Origin of the sequence: Pseudomonas sp. JL3, assembly GCF_031570575.1 — a bacterium.
GTDB classification, from domain to species: Bacteria; Pseudomonadota; Gammaproteobacteria; order Pseudomonadales; family Pseudomonadaceae; genus Aquipseudomonas; species Aquipseudomonas cucumis.
Window position 1 is genome coordinate 292,439 of sequence record NZ_JAKWJK010000002.1, and the last position, 19,934, is coordinate 312,372.

Genomic DNA, 19,934 nt, shown 5'->3' on the forward strand with positions numbered 1-19,934 from the left:
AGCCTATGGACCCGCTATCGGTACGCAATCAGGTGTTGAGCGCCTTGAAGAGCATCGCTCCTGAAGTCGAGCCTGAGCAGTTACACAGTGACCGGTCGCTACGCGAGGAGGTTGATCTGGACTCGATGGACTGGCTTCGGCTCATCGAAGCCCTAAATCGGAGCCTGGGCATTGCCATTCCTGAAACCGATTACCAACACGTGGACACCCTGGACAAGCTTGTCGCCTATCTGTTGCAAAAGGGCGCACCCAGCGCGCAGGCCACTTGAAACCCTTGATCAGTCGCGCCGTCAGCGGGCGGCGCCGTGACGCAGCACTTCAATGCAAAACTCCATTTCGTAGGGGGGCACGTTGCATTCGACGATGTCATGGGCGGCCACTTGCAGGTGCACGCCGACAATATTGGCATGGATCGGCTGCTGGCAGACATGCCGGTCGACCAGGACTGCCGTGTAGACCCGACGAGCACCGAGTTGCGCCAGGTACGCGCAGGTGCGCAGGAGCGAATGGCCTTCAAACAGCACATCATCGACAACCAGCAGGGTGGTATTGGCAAGGTCCAGCGTGTTGAGAAGCGGATTCTCGGTCAGTGCCGTCTGTGCATGCAGCACCTTGAGGTCATCGGCATAGCGCTTGACCTTCAGGGGGTAGAGAGGCAGTTCTGGCTGGCCGGTCTGACGTGACAGATGTTGCCGTAAACGCTGTGCCAGAGGCTCACCGCGGCGCTGGATGCCAATCAGTGCCGCTTGAGCGGGCGGCAACAGGGTTGCGGCCTGGCGCGCCATCGCCTGCAGCACCGAATCGAGCTCATCGCTGTCGTACAAGCGCAACCGCTGACTCGCAGGCAGAGTTGGCATGGCAGTCTCCCGTCGAAAGCCGATGGGTGAATCATAGCGTAAGGGCTGTGCAGGGCATGCGACTGCGAGGGCCAGTGGACAGCCTTGCGCGCAGACTTGATATAAATCAACAACAAGGAGACTCAGGAGCGGAATCTAAACCAAGGATGATGCTTGATTCAGCGAGGATGCAACGGCTGCCCACGGAGAAATCAGGGCGGTGTGATACACACCGACAGGCGTGATCGCCCGGGGAGGTTTCAAGTGATTCAGGGTTCCTCATCGCAAACCATCTTGCGCGACCGGGTTGATGCCGGTCGAAGACTGGTAGAACCGTTGCTCAAATACGCTCATCGCCCCGATGTCATCGTTCTCGCCTTACCCCGTGGCGGCGTTCCGGTGGCCTATGAAGTGGCCACGGCGCTGGAAGTTCGCCTCGACCTGATGCTGGTGCGCAAGCTGGGGATGCCATTCCATGAGGAGTTCGCCATGGGCGCCATTGCCAGTGGCGGCATACAAATCGTCAATGACGATGCGCTGCGGGCGAACCGTATCGATCAACGCACACTTGATAACGTGGTTGCACGGGAAACCCAGGAGCTGTTGCGTCGCGAGCGTGCATACCGTGGGACACGCGCGCCGGTGCAACTCAAGGATCAGGTGGTGATTCTGGTCGACGATGGCCTGGCGACCGGCGCCTCGATGATGGCGGCGATACGCGCGGTGCGCCTGCAATCACCGGCCCGCATCGTCGTTGCGGTGCCGGTGGCACCGCTGGATACGCTCGAAGCCCTGTATAGCGAAGTCGATGAGGTGATCTGCCCGCTCATTCCTGAGTGGATGATGTCGATCGGTTATTGGTACATGAACTTTTCCCAGACCTCGGACGATGAAGTCATCGATCTGTTGCAACGGGCCTGGCACAGAGAATCCGGCGGGAGTGTTCCCGGTCAGGAGGATTGAAATGATTGAGGCTCGCTATCGAAAACTGGACCTGGAGGACGTGGCGCTGTCGGCCGACTTGCGTCTGCCCAAGAACGCTGTCGGCCTGGTGGTTTTCGTCCATGGCAGCGGCAGCAGTCGTTCAAGCCCGCGTAATCAACTGGTTGCCGAGTCGCTGGCCCGGCGAGGGCTGGGCACATTACTGTTCGATCTGCTCACGGAACCGGAGCAACGCCTGGACAATCAGACCCGGAAATTGCGTTTCGACATCGAGCTGCTATGCAGGCGACTGGTGAAGGTGATCGACTGGATTGGCCGCGATGCCGAACTGCAACAGCTTCGGATCGGATTGTTCGGCGCCAGCACCGGTGCCGCTGCGGCGCTGATGGCAGCGGCCGAGCGTGCGGACGTGGTGCATGCCGTGGTGAGCCGAGGAGGGCGGACCGACCTTGCGGGGGCGGCGCTGGCCCGCGTGAAGGCACCGACCCTGCAGATTGTCGGTGAGCACGATCCGGTGGTGCTCAGTCTTAATGTGCAAAGCAGCCATGCCTTGCAGTGTGAGAAACGGCTGGAAGTCGTGCCGGGCGCTACGCATCTTTTTGAAGAAATGGGCACACTCGAAGCAGTCGCCAGGCTGGCTGGCGACTGGTTCGAGCGGTATTTGCACGGTAGCCGTCCAACGTAGACTACTGCCGTCTGATGCTGGTCATACGCCAAATGGAAAGGTTTCGTCTTCCGGTTCCAGCGTCTGGCTTTTTGGCAAGGGCAAGGCCGTCACCGGTGTTGTCTGTTCAATCCAGACCATGGCGTCGAATTGTTCGGCGAGCACTGCCTCGAAGTAATGACTGCTGCGTTCGGTTTCGGGGCGATAAATCACACCGATGGCCCGCTCCAGCAGAGGTTTGGACAGGGCTTGACGCAGATCTTTTCGCTGCGGATCTCGCCAGTCGGTCAATGAAGCCGGCACGCCGGCCTTGAGGAACTGACGCTCCCAACTGTCTGGGCGAGACGGCCGGACGTCCTTGATGAGCATCTCGCCATCCCAGTCATCGGCTGCGGCGACTTGGCCACGGTCGGTGCTCATGCCGATCAGAACGACATCGCGCCCATAGGCGCTGCGGCATAGCTGGCCGATATTGAACTGTCCCTTCCAGCCCATGTGCGTGGCGGCTGCATTGCCGATATGCGAGTTGTGCGCCCACACCACGGCTTTGGCTTGAGGACCGCGGTGCTCAAGCAGCGCCCGTAATGTGTCGAACATATGCCTGTCACGCAGGTTCCAGGAGGCGGTCGAACCTCGATAAATCGCTCGGTAGTACTGTTCCGCCGCCTGCACGACCCGGGCGTTTTGCGTTGCGTTGAAGAACGCCTCATCGTCCTTGATCAACCCGGCCAATTGTTCGGCCAGCATGGCATTGAGCTGTTCGACCACGGCATGCTCGCAGGGCATCACCCCGTCGCGTTCGACAAAGTGGCCGTACAGCGCAGGATCATCCTGCCAGGGGGTCAAACAGCCATAGCGCCGCCGAGCTTCGTGTGCCAGCTGCGGGTCGACACGGTCCAGATAACTCAGTACTTCATGGATCGAGTTGCGCAAACTGTAAACGTCGAGGCCGCGAAACTCTACGCGGCGTTCAGGCGCGTGTTGATGGTTGTACTGATGCAGCCAGTGAGCGAACGCTTTCACATCGGTATTGCGCCACATCCAGGTCGGGAACCGGCTGAAGATGTGCCGTGTCCATGCCGAATGCGCCAGCCCTCGGGCATAACGGTCAACATGGCCTGCGTCTGGCCAGTCTGCTTCGACGGCAACAATGTTGAACCCATGCTGCTCAATCAGTCGTTGGGTGATCGCCGCCCGGGTTCGATAGAAATCGCTGGTGCCATGGCTGGCTTCACCGATCATCACCACGCGCGCATCCGCGTAGCGGTCGAACATTTCACCGAAAGCAGGTGAATCCAGTGCCGGCAGGGGCTCAGCGTATTGACGCAAGAGCGGGGCGATGGCGGCCTCGTCAATGTGCGCATGTGAGCCATAAAGTGTGTTCAGCATGTCTTGGGAAGGTGTGTTCATGAACGTCACCCTACAAAAGCCCCTCGTCGGTTTCCCGGCAAGGGGCAGGACTGTCAGGGGATCAGTCGGCTTTGATCGGCACGACTTTATCCGCCTGCATGGCTTCGGGCTTTTTCGGCAGCGAGACCTTCAGCACGCCTTTGTTGAAACTCGCTTCTATCTTCTCGGCGTCGACACCTTTAGGCAGATTGAACATCCGCTCGAAGGAACCATAGCTACGCTCGCTGAGGTAATAGCCCTTCCTTTTCTCTTCTTTCTCCTCTTTCTTTTCCCCTTTGATGATCAGGCTGCCGTTGGACAGTTTGATCTCAATGTTCTTCTGATCCATACCGGGCAGTTCGGCAGTGACTTCAAAGCTTTTGTCATTCTCGGTGATGTCTACCGCAGGCATTGCGCGGCTTGTCAGCTCCCGGCGCCACAGAGGGTCTACATCGAACAGTCCACGGCCGAATGTTGACAACCCTGAACCTCGATTGAAGTCTTCGAACAGGTGATCCACCTGTTGGCGAAGCTTTTCCAAGGGATGCCACAGATCGGTTGTCGATGGGCGCAGACCGGTTTTTTCTTCGGTTTTCACGGGTACTTTTTTCGCAGAGTCGCTCATTTCATTTCTCCTCTTGGTGAACAGAAGATATGGCGGTGTGAACGCTGACTCTTAATGTCTACGTGAACGGCCAAAGTCTGTTTGATTTAGATCAGAAAGAGCGCAGACGGCAGTGGGGCTGGTCGCGGCCGTTGCGCTAACGATAAAAACGGCCCCAATTGATGACGCATGGCGAACATGCCGGGCATTCGAGTCCTAAGCTCTATCCATTCATGTCGCAGGCTTGCAGCGTTGCATCGCAAGCGCTTTTTGGAGGAGCTCACATCAATGCTCGGTAAGTGGCTGGACCCGGCGCTATTACTGCTCACCACCCTGACCCTGTTGGTCGGGGGCATTGCGCAGGTCGTCGGGAAGTCTGACTGGGCGTCGATTTGCTGGGCCGCAGGTAGCTTGGTGATGGCCCTGGTATTGCTCGTCGAGATTGCCGGGCGCCTGGCCCGGCGCGAGGCCGGTGTAGACCTGATTGCATTACTGTCGATTGCAGCAGCGTTGTTTTTTGAACAGACGCTGGTGGCGGCGGTGATCGCCTTGATGCTGGCGTCCGGGCGCATCCTGGAGTTTTTTACCAAACAACGCGCCGAACGCGAGCTGCGTGCGCTGGTCGACCGGGCGCCACGCTTTGCCTGGCTGCAGGAAAGTGGCGATTTACGGCAGATACCGGTTGAGCAGATCCAGCCGCAGCAGACACTGCTTGTACGCTTGGGGGAGGTGGTACCGGTCGATGGCCGTCTGCTCAGTTCTACCGCCGTTCTGGATGAATCGGCGCTCAGCGGTGAGTCACTGCCGGTCACCCGCCAGGCAGGGGAGCAACTGCCCAGCGGCGTCACCAATGTCGGTGCGCCCATTCTTCTGACAGCCACGCGAACGGCAGCGCAGAGCACCTATGCCGGGGTGGTGCGCCTGGCCGAAGCCGCACGACGCTCGCGCGCGCCTTTCGTGCGTCTGGCCGACCGTTATGCATTGCTCTTCATTCCACTGACATTGCTGATTGCCGGGATCGCCTGGCACCTGAGCGGAGATTCTTTGCGCGCGCTGGCGGTTTTGGTGGTGGCCACACCTTGCCCTTTGATTCTGGCGGTGCCGATCGCGATCATGTCAGGTATCTCCAGGGCGGCGCGGCGCGGGATTCTGATCAAGGACGGCGTGACCCTGGAAGCGCTGGCCGAGGTCAAGCAGGTGTTTCTCGACAAGACCGGCACGCTGACCAGCGGCCACGCCCGTCTGCAGTCGATTGAAACCAACGGAGCGGTCGATCCGCAGCGCCTGCTTGGGCTGGCCGCTTCGCTGGCGCAAGCCTCCACGCACCCGATCTCCCAGGCCATTGTCACAGCGGCGCATCAACGTGGATTACCGCTCAGCCTGCCGCAGGACGTCGAAGAAAGTCCGGGCGCGGGTCTTGGCGGGCTGATTGATGGCCAGCATGTGCGCTTCGGCACCTTGTCGTTTGTGCAAAAAGACATGCCTGTGCCTGGCTGGGCCACCACCATGCTGCGCCATATGGATTACCTGGCGTGCAGTGGCAGTTTCATTGAAGTGGATGGGGCGCTCGCCGGGCTGCTGATTTTCTCGGACAACCTGCGTCGGGAAACCCCGCTGACCCTGCGTCGACTGCGCAACAGAGGCATCGAGAGAATCGTCATGCTCACTGGCGATCGGCTGGAAACCGCCGAGATGATTGCGCTGTCTGCCGGGATTGACGAGCTGCGTGCCGGGTTGACCCCCGAGGACAAAGTGCGTGCGGTCCAGGAAGGTTGCCTGCGCGCCAGCACTCTGATGGTGGGCGATGGCATCAACGATGCCCCCGCACTGGCGGCGGCCAATGTCGGTGTGGCGATGGGGGCCAGCGGTGCCACGGCCTCTGCGCAAGCCGCGGGGGTTGTGCTGCTGGTGGATCGTCTGGATCGTCTGGTCGAGGCGCTGGACATTGCCCGCCGGACCCGTCACATCGCCCGCCAAGGCGTGCTGGTTGGTATGGGTATGTCCTTGCTGGCCATGGTTGTGGCGGCCTTCGGTTATCTGCCGCCGCTTATCGGCGCCATTGCGCAGGAAGGCATCGACGTGGTGATCATTATCAATGCCTTGCGTGCATTGATGCCGTCGCGAGGTGTGCGCCAACAGCTTGCCGGGGAGCATATCGATCGCCTGCAGGACGAACACGATCAGCTTTCCACGGTGCTGAGCGATCTGCATCAGATGGCCAATGACTTTGCCCTGCGTCCACTCGAGCAGGCGCAGACCGACTTGGGCGAACTGGTAAAAAAGCTGCAAGTCTCACTGGTCTGTCATGAACGCGAAGATGAAAAAAACCTGTACCCGCTGCTGACGCAAAGCATGCAGGGTGAGGACCCCTTGTCGGCATTGAGTCATGCCCACCGAGAGATTTTCCGCCTTATCCATTTGCTGGCGCGTATGAGTGCTGACTTCAGTGCCGACCCTGCAACGGCTTGCGCCGATGAGATTCAGCACCAGTTGATTCGGCTGGATACCCTTGTACAACTGCACTTTGACCAAGAGGAGGAACTGTTCCGTTATCTCGACAGACGCTAATGAAAAGCCGGTTTCAGTCGCTCGTGCAAGGGAAGGGCGACGGGTTATTTGCGTTTCCAGTACTTCTGCATTTCGATAAACAAAAAGGATGCCGTCCAGGTGATGAGTACCAGACCGGTCAGGGCCTCCAGACCCGTCAGGTACTTGAGGTTGCCCACGGGTGAAATATCGCCGAAACCGATTGTCGTGTAAGTGGTGAATGAAAAGTACACGCAGTCCATCAGCGAGCCATCGAAGTTTCCCGTCAAGTTGCCCCATTCGCCTGAGCGCACCATCAGGTAATAGACCAGCGCGAAGCACCACACCTCTATTGCATGGGCCGTCAGGGCTCCGAACACCCCGACGACGATCCTGAAACGGCTCCAGAGTTTAAGCCTCGGCAACCAGTCGTTGAGGCGCAACAGGCATTCGTAGTGGATCACCACTGCGATGACCACCGCCAAAGTATTGATCAACGTGACCGCGATCATCATGCACCTCCAGTGAAACGCGGTCGGTGCGATCCACGATTTTCCCAGGTCGTTGACTCAGGCGAGCAGCAAATGATCTTCAACCTGCCTCACACCGGGCACCGACCAGGCTGCACGTTCCGCTATCTTGCGTTCGCGCCACAAATGAACCCTGCCTTCAAGCTTCACGACGTCGCCTTCGACCTTGACATGGATCCCCTTGGCATCGACTTCGGCATTGCGCTTGAGGGCCTCTTCGATACGCTGCTGGACATCGACCGCATTCACCCGCGCACGAAGGGTCAGCCGGTTGTCTATGCCCACCACTCCCGACAATTTGTGCACGGCCCGCTCCACGGTTTCTTTCTGGTATTGCCAGTCCACTTCGCCTTCCAGGGTGACCCACCCGTTCTGCACCGTGATTTCGATGTCTTCCTCGGGAATGTCGGAGCTCCACGCGATGATGTTCAAGGCCCGGGCTGCGATGGTGTCATCCGCCGTGCCAGCGTTTTTCTCCGGTCTGACCTGAATTTCTTCGGCCAATGCGCGTACGCCTTTGATGCTTTTTACCGCGCGTTCTGCGTTGATTTTCTGCAAGTAGCTCTTGACGTGCCCGGAGAGCGTGACGACGCCGTTGTCCACGGTCACACCGATGTTGGCAGCATCGATACCAGGCTGGAATTCAAGCTCTTCCAGAATATGTTGACGCAAACTCAAGTCGCTCATGGTGATGCCCTCTGTCTGATGCGTGGATGACAACGGACGCAAGCCTGGCCCGATCAGTTTTTTTTACACGTGAACGAAGTCAAGACATTGAGCTAAATCAACAAGGCTTCTGTGAGTGCGTCCGGCTATCACTAGCCGGTCATTAATTGACAAAAGTCAGAGCCCCACGGCGATAACCCCAGATACTGTTCATCACAGCCTGACACTTCCCTGTCGCGATGAACCGAGGGGAAAACCATGGATAAGCGTTTGTCCGTCAGGTAAAGCGTTACCTGGTTTGAGGAAGTGACGATGCGAATGACATTTCTCGGTGCGGCGGGCACGGTGACCGGCAGCAAGTACCTGCTGGAACATCACGACCACCATGTGCTGATCGATTGCGGTTTGTTCCAAGGCTATAAGCAACTGCGTTTGCACAACTGGGACCCTTTCCAGGTACCGGTTCGCGACCTCGACGCTATCGTGCTGACCCATGCCCATCTGGATCACAGTGGCTATTTACCGGTGTTGGTGCGCAACGGTTATCGCGGGCCGGTGTATGCCACGCCCGCGACCTGTGAACTGGTGAAAATCCTGCTGCGTGACAGTGGCCGCTTGCAGGAAGAGGAGGCCGAGTTTGCCAACCGCCACGGCTTCTCCAAACACACCCCGGCGCTGCCGCTTTATACCGAGCAAGACGCCGAGCAAGCGCTGAAACTGTTGCGGCCGGTGGAGTTGCACCACCGGGTCGAGATTGTGCCGGGTATGAGCATTCTGTTGCGCTGCGCCGGACATATATTGGGCGCCGCCACCGTGGAAGTGGTGGCTGATGGCATGACGCTGGTGTGTTCCGGGGACCTGGGGCGGCCGAACGATCCATTGATGTTCGCCCCGGAAATCATCGAGCAGACCGATTACCTGCTGGTGGAGTCGACCTACGGTGACCGACAGCACCCTGTTGAGTCCCCGGAGGAGCAACTGGCGCTAGTCATCACCCGCACTGCTTTGCGCCACGGCATCACGCTGGTGCCATCGTTTGCGGTCGGGCGTGCACAATTGCTGATGTATTACCTGTACAGGCTTGTCCAGAAGCGGGCGATCCCGGACCTGCCGATCTACCTCAACAGCCCCATGGCGACCGATGTCACGCGCCTGTATCAGCGTTTTCGCAGTGAGCACCGGCTGTCACTGCAGGAGTGCGAAGGCATGTGCCATGTCGCGCATTTCGTGCGCTCGACCCGAGACTCTATCGAACTGGACCGGCAACGCACCCCGGCGGTGATCATCGCCGCCAGCGGCATGGCCACCGGTGGACGGGTACTTCATCACCTCAAGGCACTGGCACCCAACCCGTTGAATACGCTGCTGGTGCCGGGCTTCCAGGCGGGCGGTACTCGCGGTGCGCAGATCGTCGCCGGTGCTCCATCGGTGCGTATCCATGGCAAAGACGTGCCGATCCGGGCCGAGGTGATACCGATGGAAACCCTGTCCGCGCATGCCGATGCAGATGAAATCATGCAGTGGTTGCGCGGGTTCAAACGGCCGCCGAAACATACCTATGTGGTGCACGGGGAACCGAATGCCTCGGATGTACTGCGCCGGCGTATCAGTCTGGAACTGGGCTGGTCGGTTTCGGTGCCGGAGTACCGCGACCGTGTTGAATTGACACCCGTCGATCAGCCCTCAAACTCAGCACTCTGACCGTAAATTTCTTGGCCGGTGTTTCGGCAAAGGGCCGGGGATAAGATGAGCAAGACAGTTGAATCTGGCAGCCACACTATCGCTCGCCCACACCTTGAAGACGTGGGGACGATTGCCCGTGAGTTGGACACTGACATCTGCCTGGGCTTATCCAATGCACAAGCCCAAGCCCGTCTGAACCGAGACGGGCCCAATGTGCTACGGGTTCAACCGGTCAAACCCGCCTGGCATTATCTGCTGGCGCAGTTTCAGGATCCGCTGGTGTATCTGCTGCTCGTCGCAGTGGCCATCACCTTGGCCATCTGGTTCCTGAGCGATAGCCGCGATTGGCCGGTCGATGCGTTGGTTATCACCCTGATTGTGCTGGCTAATGCGTTCCTCGGGTTTTTCCAGGAAACCCGCTCACAGCGAGCGGTTGCGGCGTTGGCCAAACTGACTCAAACCACTTCTTCCATCATCCGCGATGGGGCTTTGACGCGTATCCCCAGCGAGCAACTGGTGATCGGCGATCTGCTGGTGTTGGCCGAGGGCGATTCGGTGGGCGCCGATGCTCGTCTTGTTCAGGCCAATGCCTTGCAGGTACTGGAAGCATCGCTGACCGGAGAGAGTGAAGCCGTCTCGAAAAACACAACGTGTTCGAGCGCCGAAGTGCCTTTGGCAGAGCGTTCCAATATGGTGTTCAAAGGCACAGCCATCGCCCAGGGTACGGGGCTTGGCGTCGTCACTGCCGTCGGGATGGCGACTGAAGTCGGGGCGATCGCTCATCTGCTGGATGTCACGCCCGAAGAGGTGACGCCTCTGCAAAAGGAAGTGCGCGCAATAGGGCGGATGCTGGGCATCGCTATTCTGCTGATCGCTGCGGTTGTCGTTGCGGCGGTACTGATGCTCACGGATGTTCACACGGTCGACGATGTGCTGCGGGTTCTTCTGCTGGGCGTATCTCTGGCGGTAGCCGCGGTGCCGGAGGGGCTGCCTGCAGTTCTATCACTGGTGCTCGCATTCGGCATGCTGCGGATGGCCCGCAACAAAGCCATCATCAAACGCCTGTCATCAGTAGAGACCTTGGGATCTGCATCGGTCATCTGCACCGACAAGACCGGCACGCTGACCCGTTCCGAAATGACCATCCAGCAGACCATGACGGCATCAGGCAAAGGGGTGGTCAGCGGTATCGGTTACGCCCCGCAGGGGCAGATTCATCACCAGGACATGCCCATGAGCGGCGGCCCGGTGCACAGCGAAAATGTGCTGTTGTTGCGTGGCGGAAGCCTGGCTGGCAATGCCGCGCTCACGCAGCAGGAAGATGGTACCTGGGTGATTCAAGGCGATCCGACCGAGGGCGCCTTTCTGGTCGCGGAGCGCAAGCTTGATGCCCCGGCACGCAGCAGGGAACGCTTCGAGCGCGTGGCTGAAATACCCTTTACCTCCGATCGAAAAATGATGTCGGCACTGGTCATCGACCATGAGCGCAACGATGAGCGACTGCTGATCAGCAAGGGCGCGCCGGATGTGCTTCTGCAACATTGCACACGGGTTCAAGTCGGCATGGATGTCGTGCCGCTGACCGACGACCTGCGCGCCAAAGCCGTGGCCGATGTGAATGAGTTGTCGGGTGCGGCCTTGCGCACGCTTTCCGTGGCGTACCGTCCTTTGTCACCCGAGGAGGATGTCACGGCCGGTCCATCCCTTGAGACAGCGCTTGTTTTCATCGGGACGGTCGGCATCAGTGATCCACCGCGCGAAGAAGTCGCACCGGCCATTGCCGAGGCCCGTCGGGCAGGCATCCGCATCATTATGATCACTGGCGACCATCCGCGAACGGCTGCCCGCATCGCCGAGGATCTGGGCATCATCCAGGCCGGCGCCGGGGCGTTGACCGGTGCCGACCTGGATAAGCTGGACGATGCGGCCTTGGCCGAGGCGGTCAAATCGACATCTGTTTATGCACGCGTGGCCCCCTCACATAAGCTGAGGATTGTCGATGCGCTTCAGGCGCAGGGGCATGTGGTGGCGATGACCGGGGATGGTGTGAACGATGCACCGGCACTGAAGTCAGCCGATATCGGCATTGCCATGGGCATCACCGGAACGGAGGTGACCAGGCAGGCGGGAAAAATGATTCTGGCTGACGATAACTTCGCAACCATTGTGCTGGCGGTTCGCGAAGGGCGCGGGATTCTGGACAATATCCGCAAGTTTCTTCGTTACTTGCTGTCTTCCAATATGGGGGAAGTTCTAACGGTTTTTCTTGCCGTCGTCGGTGCCGGCATCATCGGCCTGGTTGATGAGAAGGGCGGGATCATCCTGCCGCTGCTGGCCACGCAGATTCTATGGATCAACCTGATTACTGATGCGGCGCCTGCCATCGCGATGGGGCTTGATCCGCACAGTGAGGATGTGATGACACGCAGCCCGCGCAAGCCAACGGATCGAATCATCGATACAAACATGTGGGTTGGCGTGCTCCAGGTCGGTCTGGTGATGGCGTTGGCGAGTTTGCTGACGATCGACTGGATGCTGCCCGGTGGCTTGATACCGGGTAATGAGTCGCTGGTTCTGGCCCGTACTGCCTGTTTTACGGTCCTTGTATTGGCGCAACTGTTCAATGCGCTGAGTGCTCGCTCGGAGTCGGCCAGTGCATTCATCGGATTGTTCGCCAACCAGTGGCTCTGGGGTGCAATTGTCCTGGCGATGATCTTGCAAATTGCAGTGGTGCACTGGTCACCGCTCAATAGGGCTTTCGGCACGAGTGCGTTGACGTTGAGTCAGTGGGGACTTTGTTTTGCAATGGCCAGCACTGTTTTCTGGTTCAGTGAATTGCGCAAGCTTGTTTTGCGTTTGAGAAGCCCGTGGCAAGAAAAGGACCTGTGCCAAAAATTGTCCTGAGCTTCATGGCGCGGCTCAGCGCCCGGCAGTAATGACCGAGCGCTGTCGCAACGTGCCTCTACAGATCCTCGGGGGAAACCACCCATACACTGCACGGCATTTTGTACAGCAGATGCTCCACGGTGCTGCCCACCAATCGGCCCATGCCACGGTGGCCGACCCGGCCCATGACAATCACGTCGACGTTGTAGGCATCGGCGTAATGGGTAAGGACCTTGGCCGGGTTGCCCATGATCATGTGTTGTTGCTCCGGCGCAATACCGTTGCGCTCGGCCAGTTCGCGGAAAGCATCGGCCTGTGCGTCGAACAGTGTCTTGGCTTTGCCTGGGGAGAAAAACGTCGAAGCGTTGTTGAAATCGAACTCGTCCGCGCTGATCGATGACAGGTCATGGGCATAGATAACGTCGAGCTCGGCGTTACAGGTACTCGCCAGTTTTGACGCCTCGCGCAGAATCCTGTCGTTGAAATCCTTAAACTGAGTATCGCTATGGAAGGGGTCGACCGCGGCGACGATCTTGCGTGGCAAAGCGTGCTGCACATGGCTGACAAAATGCAGCGGCACCGGGCATTCGCGCAGCAGATGAATATCCAGGGGCGTGAACATGATCCGTGACAGCAGCGACTCGTACTCCAGAGCCTTGATCAGGACGGCCATCGGCTGTTCTTTGAGATGAACGAGGATTTCCTGCAACGGTCTTTCAACCCAAACCACCTCAGTGGTGACGGGCACACCGATTTTACGCAAGGGACGAGCCTGTTCTTCGAGCCATTGGCGATGGCGCTCGACATACCCGAGCCGCATCTGCTCCACCACTTGTTCATTGACCAGGCTGGCCGTTGCCAAACCTTCCAGGTAATCGAAAGCGACGATGTGCAGGGCCGCACCCCAGGCTTTGGCCAACGCGGCGGCGCGGTCGAACGCAGGGCTGTTTTCCATGAGCGGCGAGACGACCAGCATGAAGCGTAATTGCTCAGACATGACAAAACTCCCGTCAAAATTGCAGAAACACCATTGCTCCATGGCACCCATGCGTTTGGGCACCGAGGCCATCGTTTTATCCTGTCACTGACCGGGGGATCGGGATTGATCTTTATCAACCTGGCGAGTGATGCAACAGGCAGCCCGACGTGTGGCAGGTTGCGCAGTAGAGCCGTTTGCGGGTTCGCTTCCAGCAAAGTGACGATCCCGGGGAGCAGTCGACCCTATAGCTGACAAAGATCAAATCCCCCGATTCTGAAGCGCTCACTCTGTGGTTCTACCCACTGCATCGAGATGGCCGTGTGCCGAGGTGCCCTATGTCACAGACACAGCGTTTACTGTTGATCGCTCCTTCAGCCATGACGCGTACTCCGGCGTTCGATCGGGCCGCGATGTTGGCCCGCGCGATGCAATTGCCGTTGCACATCGTGGCCTTCGATTATTTGCAGGCCCTGGCAGTCGCGGGCCTGTTTGCCCCCGAGCAAATTGCCCTGGCCCGGGACGGTTATTTGCAAACCCATCGGCAATGGCTTGCCGAACAAGCCGAATTGATGAAAAAACACGGCGTCGACGCTACCAGCGAGGTGGTGTGGGTGCAGCACCCTTACGAGGAAATCCTGCACTTCGTCAACGAGATGTCGCTGGCCCTGATCATCAAGGACGCCCATGAGGAGTCGGCGTTGAAGCGGGTGTTTTTCACGCCACTGGACTGGCAGTTGTTGCGCGACTGTCCGGTGCCGGTACATCTGGTGACCAACGCCCTGAACCCGCGGCCACGCAACGTGCTGGCCATCGTCGATGTCTTGCGTAGCGAAGACCAGGACCTGGTGTTCAATGACCAGATTATTGACGCCGCCACGAAGCTGGCTGAACTGTGTGAAGCCCGGATTGAGTTGGTGCATGTGTATGACTGGACGGCTGTGTATGCCCAGGACATGGGGGTGGGCGCGCTCCCTTTGGCCACCGGTATTTACGAAGCATTGGGAGTAGCGCAACACGAGGCATTTGCGGCGTTGGCTGAACGCCATGGCGTGCCAACGGAATGTCGCCACTTCATCGAGGGTGCGCCGTTGTCGAGTATTTGCAAGTTTGCCGAAGATCACCACACCGATGTCATTGTGATGGGAACGGTGCAGCACACGGGGTTGAACAAGCTATTGGGAACCACTGCCGAACAGCTGTTGCATCGGGCGCCTTGCAGTGTGCTGGCGATCAAACCCGGCAGGATGTTGCAAGGAGAGTAGAGGTGAAAATTCAACGTCTGCTATTGATTGCCCCGACCGAAATGGTCCATACACCGGCTTTCGATCGGGCGCGAGCCTTGGCCTGTGCAACCGGTGCAATGTTGCACATTGTCGCTTTCGATCATGTTCAGGCACTGGCGGTGGCCGGCTTGTTCGATCACGATGCGATGGCCCAGGCGCGGGAAGGTTACTTGCAGGTGCATCGTCACTGGCTGGAGCAGCAAGCGCGGTTTCAACGATGCGAAGGGTTGCAGGTGACCACTGAAGTGGTCTGGGCCAGACCGAGCCTGGCGCATCTGCTTGAGTATGTGAACGACTTCCATGCGGACCTGGTGATCAAGGACACACACCGCGTGTCGGCACTGGACCGCGCCTTCCACCGACCTCTGGACTGGCAATTGCTACGTGATTGCCCGGCGCCTTTGCACCTGGTCACCGATGACGTACACCCAAACCCATTGAGCGTACTCGCCACCATCGACCTGTCCCATCTGGAGGCGCTGACCCAAGGGCTTAATGACCGGATTCTCGACCTCGCCTCGACGCTGGCTGAGGCCTTTGGCGCCACCTTGCACCTGCTCAACGTCTGCGGTTGGTCGGAGCTGGGGGAGACCGAAGTGAACGTGCCAACCGCGACACTGAATGGCAGTTTGAGAGACGCAGTCAGCGATGTTCAGCTGGAGGCCTTTGAGGTGCTTGCCGAACGCTACGGAATCGAAAAACAGCAGCGACATCTGCTGCCTGGCATCCCCTCTGAGGTGATCACACATTTCGCAGAACAACATGCTTTCGACATGGTGGTATTGGGGACAACCTACCATCACGGGATCGATATTTTTATCGGCAGTACGGCTGAAAGCGTATTGAACCGGGCACCCTGCAGTCTGACGATCATCAAGCCATTGCCCCGGGTCGACTGACAGGTCCTGCCAGTCTCTTTCACGAAACAAAAAAAGCCCCTTACCGGTTTCCCGGTAAGGGGCTTTCTGTTGCGTGAAGGGCGATTCAGCTGGATTTGATTTGCACCTTTTTGTCCGCGTTCATGGCTTCGGGCTTCTTCGGCAGCGAGATACTCAGCACGCCTTTGCTGAAATTCGCTTCGATCTTGTCGGCATCGACGCCTTTGGGCAGGCTGAATGCCCGCTGGAAGGAGCCATAGTGACGCTCTGACAGGTGATAGCCCTTACTTTTTTCTTCCTTGTCCTCTTTCTTTTCACCCTTGATGATCAGATTGCCGTTGGACAACGTGATGTCGATATTTTCCTGATCCATGCCAGGCAACTCAGCGGTGATTTCGAAACTTTTATCTTTCTCGGTGATGTCTACCGCAGGCAAATTACGGCCGATAAATTCCCGACTCCAGAAGGGTTCGACATCGAACAGCCCACGCCGGAAAGGCATCAGCCCCGAGCCACGATTGAAGTCTTCGAACAGGTGATCGACCTGCTGGCGCAGTTTTTCCAGAGGACGCCAAGGGTCCGTTGCCAGCGGTTGCTGATCGGTTTTTTCGTCGTCGGTGTGCACCGGCATTTTTTTCTCTAAATTGGCCATTTTTCATTCCTCCTTTTCAGTACGGCGGTGGGCCGGGAACATCTCGGAGGCCGGTCCACCACAACAGATTCAGGCCTTACCTTAAAAGGTTAGTATTCCTGTGGCTCAGAGGCCGACCAGCAGTCGGTTTCTGAACCGTCTATTTCGAGAATTTGCGTGCGCCGACCACGCAAAGAATCACCGCAACGGTTACACCCAACATGCCAAGGCTGACTTGCTCGTGCAGCAGCGTGGCCGCCAGCGCCAGGCCAAAAAACGGCTGTAGCAGTTGAAGCTGACCGACGGCGGCAATCCCGCCCTGGGCCAGCCCGCGGTACCAGAACACGAAGCCGAGAAACATGCTGAACAGCGAGACGTAAGCCAGGCTGAACCAGGCGGGCAGGGTAATTCCCGAGAGCGAAGGCGGGGCCAGGAACCAGGTCAGCGGGATCATGACGGGCAACGACAGCACCAAGGCCCAGGAAATCACCTGCCAGCCGCCCAGCGTTCTTGAAAGCTTCGCGCCTTCTGCATAGCCCAGTCCGCAGGCGAGGATGGCCAGCAACATCAGAATGTCTCCCGCCGCAGAAGCGGTCAGGCCTTGGGAGATGGCAAACCCCACCACCAGCAGGCTTCCCAGCACCGAGAAAAACCAGAAAACCGGCCGGGGACGCTCGCCACCGCGCCAAACCCCGAAGGCTGCCGTGGCCAGTGGCAACAGGCCGACGAAGACGATGGAATGCGCAGACGTCACATATTGCAGTGCCAGTGCAGTCAGCAGCGGAAACCCCAAAACAACGCCCAGAGCCACGATTGCCAGGGAGAAAAGCTGACTTTTGGCCGGCCGTTTTTCGTTGAAAAGCAGCAGCATGCACAGCGCCAAAATGGCAGCGATACTCGCCCGGGCAACAGTCAAGAAGACCGGCTCAAATTCCAGAACGGCCACCCGTGTCGCTGGCAGTGAACCGCTGAAAATGAGCACGCCAATGAAGCCGTTGAGCCATCCGCTCGCGGTCTTTTCCATGGTGTGGGTTTGCAGGTGCGATGTGCGTTCCATTGAGGACTCCCTTTATGCAGGTTGCATGGGAGGCATCGTATGGACGAAACTCAATACAATCAAAATATTGTCATGGATACACTTGCGCATGCCTCGTTCACGCTACAAGTCACTGGTGGACACATTTGCGGCGGACATCCGCTCAGGACGACTGTTGCCAGGCACGCGCCTTCCGACCCACCGCCAGTTGGCGGCAACGGAAGGCCTTGCGTTGGTAACGGCCTCTCGGGTCTATGCGGAGCTGGAAGCCATGGGCCTGGTCAGCGGGGAGATGGGGCGGGGGACGTTCGTCAGGGAAACCTCGTGGTCGCCGGGCCAGAATATCGACCAGCATAGCGTTGCCGCCGGCATGACCGACCTGAACTTCAACTATCCGGCGCTTCCCGGGCAGACAGAACTGCTGCGAAATGCCCTGCGCCAGCTCGCCTCGGCCGGCGATCTGGAATCGCTGCTGCGCTACCAGCCACACGCGGGGCGCCTGCATGAACGCGCCTCTGTGGCGCGCCATTTGCGCGTCCGGGGCTTGACCGTTGAGGCGGAGCAGGTGCTGATCGTCACCGGTGCCCAGCAGGGGCTGGCCGTGACGATGATGGCGCTGTTGCAACCCGGTGACGTGATCGCGGCGGATGCATTGACCTATTCAGGATTCAAAGCCCTGGCCGACTCACTGCACCTCGAAATCGTGCCCATTCCCGTGCTCGATCACGGGCCTGATCTGCAGGCGCTGGAAAGTCTGTGCCGGCATAGGCGCGTGCGGGCCGTGTACACAATGCCGACCCTGCACAATCCGCTGGGATGGGTGATGAGTGCCGATCAACGCGAGTATCTGGTGACCATTGCGCGCCAGTATGGGCTGCTGATCATCGAGGACGCCGCTTACGCCTTCCTGGCGGAAAATCCCCCCGCGCCGCTGGCGGTACTCGCCCCCGAGAGGACGGTTTACGTGTCGGGGCTCTCCAAGAGTGTGGCCACCGGATTGCGCGTCGGCTTCGTCGTCGCCCCTCTTCAACACGTGCCCGCGCTGGAGCGCACGATCAAAGCGACCACCTGGAATACCCCAGGCGTGATGACGGCGATTGCCACCGCATGGCTCGACGACGGCACCGTCCTGCAACTGGAAGCCGAAAAGCGCCAGGACGCGCAAGCCAGGCAAGCCGTGGCCGCTGAGGTACTGGCGGGGCTACGCTGCATTCGCCATCCCTCGTCGTATTTTCTTTGGCTGCCATTGTCGGAAGACGCAAGGGCCGACCAGATCGCCATGGCATTGATGCGGGAAAATGTGTCGGTTTCCACCGCCGAACCGTTTGCCACCTCAGTCAACGTCCCCCATGCGTTTCGCCTGGCGCTGGGCTCCGTGGAAATGGGCGCATTGCGCGAGGCGCTGGAAAAAGTGAAGTGGATGATTGGGGCTTATTCGTAAAAAGCCGTTACGCAATCCTTGTAGCAGCTGTCGAAGCCTGCGTTCGGCTGTAGCAGCTGTCGAGCCCCAGCGAGGCTGCGTTCGGCTGCGAAGCAGTCGTGAATCCGGCTGACGCGGTCTGCCTGACGTACCCCAATCTCTGATTTTACGACTGCTGCGCAGCCGAACGCAGCCTCGCTGGGGCTCGACAGCTGCTACAGATCGCATTTAACCCAGCACCTAGCGTAACCAACGATTATTTGCTTAAGTCCAGCTATCGCAGCCACGTCGGTGCGGTACTTCAATCCCTGAAGGGCGCTTCAACCGGAGAATCCCATGCCCCCTCGATTCCCGCGTTTCGCCGCATTGCTCGCCGTCCTCCTGGTCGGCACCTTGCCCTGCGCCCAAGCCGTCGAATACACCCAGGTGAACACCACCGCCAGCAAGATCTCGTTCACTTATAACCAGTTCGGCTCCAGGGCGTATGGCACCTTCGGCAAGTTCGACGCCACGCTCGATTTCGACACGGCCAATCCCTCCGCAGCTCACGCCAAGCTGACCATCGACCTTGCCAGCATCGACGCCGGGGCCAGCGATGCCAACAGCGAGCTGCAAAAACCTGCCTGGTTCAATACTGCGAAGTATCCGGTGGCGACCTTTGAATCGACCGGGGTGGAGGCATTGGGCGATCACCGCTACTTGATCACCGGCAATCTCACGCTCAGGGGCATGACGCGCGAGTTGCAGGTGAAGGTGCTGTTGAAGCCGGAACATGCCATCGGGATCTTCGATGGCGACATCATTGTTAAACGCAGCGACTTCAACATCGGGGAAGGGGAGTGGGCCGACAAGGTTGTGTCCAACGACATCAACATCCGCTTCCGCATCGTCGCGCCCGAGCGGTGATTTTCCTGTAGGGGCTCGATCTGTGACAATAGCGGGGCTGATGCTTAGTAAGCCTTAACCCGGAGTCAACAACGC

Annotated in this window: 18 protein-coding genes; 10 read left to right on the plus strand and 8 right to left on the minus strand. The window is 58.9% G+C overall.

Annotated features, from left to right (window positions below):
• Positions 1-5: 5 nt before the first annotated feature.
• Positions 6-269, plus strand: a complete 264-nt coding sequence (locus MMG91_RS04615; protein ID WP_305502419.1) for an acyl carrier protein — start codon at positions 6-8, stop codon at positions 267-269.
• Positions 270-290: 21 nt separating this feature from the next.
• Here the strand turns inward: MMG91_RS04615 and MMG91_RS04620 are convergent, their stop codons facing one another.
• On the minus strand, positions 291-857 hold the full coding sequence (locus MMG91_RS04620) for a phosphoribosyltransferase family protein (protein ID WP_310658881.1): 567 nt from the start codon (positions 855-857) through the stop codon (positions 291-293).
• Between the two features lie 243 nt (positions 858-1,100).
• On the opposite strand from MMG91_RS04620, the gene MMG91_RS04625 reads away from it, so the two are divergent.
• Positions 1,101-1,799: a phosphoribosyltransferase gene (locus tag MMG91_RS04625; protein WP_310658882.1), complete on the plus strand. Its 699-nt coding sequence runs from the start codon at positions 1,101-1,103 to the stop codon at positions 1,797-1,799.
• Position 1,800: 1 nt separating this feature from the next.
• Positions 1,801-2,463 (plus strand): dienelactone hydrolase family protein, encoded by a 663-nt coding sequence (locus MMG91_RS04630; RefSeq protein WP_305446053.1) that lies wholly within the window; start codon positions 1,801-1,803, stop codon positions 2,461-2,463.
• A gap of 21 nt (positions 2,464-2,484) precedes the next feature.
• Here MMG91_RS04630 and MMG91_RS04635 read toward each other — a convergent pair whose 3' ends face one another.
• Both MMG91_RS04635 and MMG91_RS04640 read right to left on the minus strand, forming a co-directional pair.
• On the minus strand, positions 2,485-3,852 hold the full coding sequence (locus tag MMG91_RS04635) for an erythromycin esterase family protein (RefSeq protein ID WP_305446052.1): 1,368 nt from the start codon (positions 3,850-3,852) through the stop codon (positions 2,485-2,487).
• Positions 3,853-3,913: 61 nt separating this feature from the next.
• Positions 3,914-4,456 (minus strand): Hsp20/alpha crystallin family protein, encoded by a 543-nt coding sequence (locus MMG91_RS04640; RefSeq protein WP_305502413.1) that lies wholly within the window; start codon positions 4,454-4,456, stop codon positions 3,914-3,916.
• Positions 4,457-4,723: 267 nt separating this feature from the next.
• On the opposite strand from MMG91_RS04640, the gene MMG91_RS04645 reads away from it, so the two are divergent.
• Complete coding sequence (locus tag MMG91_RS04645; RefSeq protein ID WP_310658883.1) at positions 4,724-7,003, plus strand: heavy metal translocating P-type ATPase; 2,280 nt, start codon at positions 4,724-4,726, stop codon at positions 7,001-7,003.
• A 44-nt stretch (positions 7,004-7,047) separates the two neighbouring features.
• On the opposite strand, the gene MMG91_RS04650 is transcribed toward MMG91_RS04645, so the two are convergent.
• Both MMG91_RS04650 and MMG91_RS04655 read right to left on the minus strand, forming a co-directional pair.
• Positions 7,048-7,473, minus strand: coding sequence for a potassium channel family protein (locus MMG91_RS04650; protein WP_305506876.1), 426 nt, complete (start codon positions 7,471-7,473; stop codon positions 7,048-7,050).
• A gap of 57 nt (positions 7,474-7,530) precedes the next feature.
• Positions 7,531-8,178 (minus strand): BON domain-containing protein, encoded by a 648-nt coding sequence (locus tag MMG91_RS04655; protein ID WP_305446049.1) that lies wholly within the window; start codon positions 8,176-8,178, stop codon positions 7,531-7,533.
• Positions 8,179-8,469: 291 nt separating this feature from the next.
• Between MMG91_RS04655 and MMG91_RS04660 the strand changes: the two genes are divergently transcribed.
• Together MMG91_RS04660 and MMG91_RS04665 are read left to right on the plus strand one after the other, a co-directional pair.
• Positions 8,470-9,858, plus strand: coding sequence for an MBL fold metallo-hydrolase RNA specificity domain-containing protein (locus MMG91_RS04660; protein ID WP_310658884.1), 1,389 nt, complete (start codon positions 8,470-8,472; stop codon positions 9,856-9,858).
• A gap of 45 nt (positions 9,859-9,903) precedes the next feature.
• A complete protein-coding gene (locus MMG91_RS04665) occupies positions 9,904-12,744 on the plus strand; it encodes a cation-translocating P-type ATPase (protein ID WP_310658885.1) in 2,841 nt (946 codons plus the stop codon).
• Between the two features lie 58 nt (positions 12,745-12,802).
• On the opposite strand, the gene MMG91_RS04670 is transcribed toward MMG91_RS04665, so the two are convergent.
• On the minus strand, positions 12,803-13,723 hold the full coding sequence (locus MMG91_RS04670) for a universal stress protein (RefSeq protein ID WP_305446046.1): 921 nt from the start codon (positions 13,721-13,723) through the stop codon (positions 12,803-12,805).
• A 317-nt stretch (positions 13,724-14,040) separates the two neighbouring features.
• Here MMG91_RS04670 and MMG91_RS04675 point away from each other — a divergent pair, with 317 nt between their 5' ends.
• Both MMG91_RS04675 and MMG91_RS04680 read left to right on the plus strand, forming a co-directional pair.
• A complete protein-coding gene (locus tag MMG91_RS04675; protein ID WP_305446045.1) occupies positions 14,041-14,967 on the plus strand; it encodes a universal stress protein in 927 nt (308 codons plus the stop codon).
• Between the two features lie 2 nt (positions 14,968-14,969).
• Positions 14,970-15,887 (plus strand): universal stress protein, encoded by a 918-nt coding sequence (locus MMG91_RS04680; RefSeq protein WP_310658886.1) that lies wholly within the window; start codon positions 14,970-14,972, stop codon positions 15,885-15,887.
• Positions 15,888-15,972: 85 nt separating this feature from the next.
• Here the strand turns inward: MMG91_RS04680 and MMG91_RS04685 are convergent, their stop codons facing one another.
• Together MMG91_RS04685 and MMG91_RS04690 are read right to left on the minus strand one after the other, a co-directional pair.
• Positions 15,973-16,518 (minus strand): Hsp20/alpha crystallin family protein, encoded by a 546-nt coding sequence (locus tag MMG91_RS04685; RefSeq protein ID WP_305502406.1) that lies wholly within the window; start codon positions 16,516-16,518, stop codon positions 15,973-15,975.
• 139 nt (positions 16,519-16,657) lie between these two features.
• Complete coding sequence (locus tag MMG91_RS04690) at positions 16,658-17,554, minus strand: DMT family transporter (protein ID WP_310658887.1); 897 nt, start codon at positions 17,552-17,554, stop codon at positions 16,658-16,660.
• Positions 17,555-17,642: 88 nt separating this feature from the next.
• On the opposite strand from MMG91_RS04690, the gene MMG91_RS04695 reads away from it, so the two are divergent.
• Together MMG91_RS04695 and MMG91_RS04700 are read left to right on the plus strand one after the other, a co-directional pair.
• Positions 17,643-18,974, plus strand: coding sequence for a PLP-dependent aminotransferase family protein (locus MMG91_RS04695; RefSeq protein ID WP_310658888.1), 1,332 nt, complete (start codon positions 17,643-17,645; stop codon positions 18,972-18,974).
• Positions 18,975-19,289: 315 nt separating this feature from the next.
• On the plus strand, positions 19,290-19,859 hold the full coding sequence (locus MMG91_RS04700; protein WP_310658889.1) for a YceI family protein: 570 nt from the start codon (positions 19,290-19,292) through the stop codon (positions 19,857-19,859).
• Positions 19,860-19,934 lie beyond the last annotated feature (75 nt).

What these genes read in the sequence shown, in the direction of transcription:
- MMG91_RS04615 (WP_305502419.1), top strand. Translation starts at nt 6, where the DNA reads ATGGACCCGCTATCGGTACGCAATCAGGTGTTGAGCGCCTTGAAGAGC.
- MMG91_RS04620 (WP_310658881.1), bottom strand. Translation starts at nt 857, where the DNA reads ATGCCAACTCTGCCTGCGAGTCAGCGGTTGCGCTTGTACGACAGCGAT.
- MMG91_RS04630 (WP_305446053.1), top strand. Translation starts at nt 1,801, where the DNA reads ATGATTGAGGCTCGCTATCGAAAACTGGACCTGGAGGACGTGGCGCTG.
- MMG91_RS04635 (WP_305446052.1), bottom strand. Translation starts at nt 3,852, where the DNA reads ATGAACACACCTTCCCAAGACATGCTGAACACACTTTATGGCTCACAT.
- MMG91_RS04640 (WP_305502413.1), bottom strand. Translation starts at nt 4,456, where the DNA reads ATGAGCGACTCTGCGAAAAAAGTACCCGTGAAAACCGAAGAAAAAACC.
- MMG91_RS04645 (WP_310658883.1), top strand. Translation starts at nt 4,724, where the DNA reads ATGCTCGGTAAGTGGCTGGACCCGGCGCTATTACTGCTCACCACCCTG.
- MMG91_RS04650 (WP_305506876.1), bottom strand. Translation starts at nt 7,473, where the DNA reads ATGATCGCGGTCACGTTGATCAATACTTTGGCGGTGGTCATCGCAGTG.
- MMG91_RS04655 (WP_305446049.1), bottom strand. Translation starts at nt 8,178, where the DNA reads ATGAGCGACTTGAGTTTGCGTCAACATATTCTGGAAGAGCTTGAATTC.
- MMG91_RS04660 (WP_310658884.1), top strand. Translation starts at nt 8,470, where the DNA reads ATGCGAATGACATTTCTCGGTGCGGCGGGCACGGTGACCGGCAGCAAG.
- MMG91_RS04665 (WP_310658885.1), top strand. Translation starts at nt 9,904, where the DNA reads ATGAGCAAGACAGTTGAATCTGGCAGCCACACTATCGCTCGCCCACAC.
- MMG91_RS04670 (WP_305446046.1), bottom strand. Translation starts at nt 13,723, where the DNA reads ATGTCTGAGCAATTACGCTTCATGCTGGTCGTCTCGCCGCTCATGGAA.
- MMG91_RS04675 (WP_305446045.1), top strand. Translation starts at nt 14,041, where the DNA reads ATGTCACAGACACAGCGTTTACTGTTGATCGCTCCTTCAGCCATGACG.
- MMG91_RS04685 (WP_305502406.1), bottom strand. Translation starts at nt 16,518, where the DNA reads ATGGCCAATTTAGAGAAAAAAATGCCGGTGCACACCGACGACGAAAAA.
- MMG91_RS04690 (WP_310658887.1), bottom strand. Translation starts at nt 17,554, where the DNA reads ATGGAACGCACATCGCACCTGCAAACCCACACCATGGAAAAGACCGCG.
- MMG91_RS04695 (WP_310658888.1), top strand. Translation starts at nt 17,643, where the DNA reads ATGCCTCGTTCACGCTACAAGTCACTGGTGGACACATTTGCGGCGGAC.
- MMG91_RS04700 (WP_310658889.1), top strand. Translation starts at nt 19,290, where the DNA reads ATGCCCCCTCGATTCCCGCGTTTCGCCGCATTGCTCGCCGTCCTCCTG.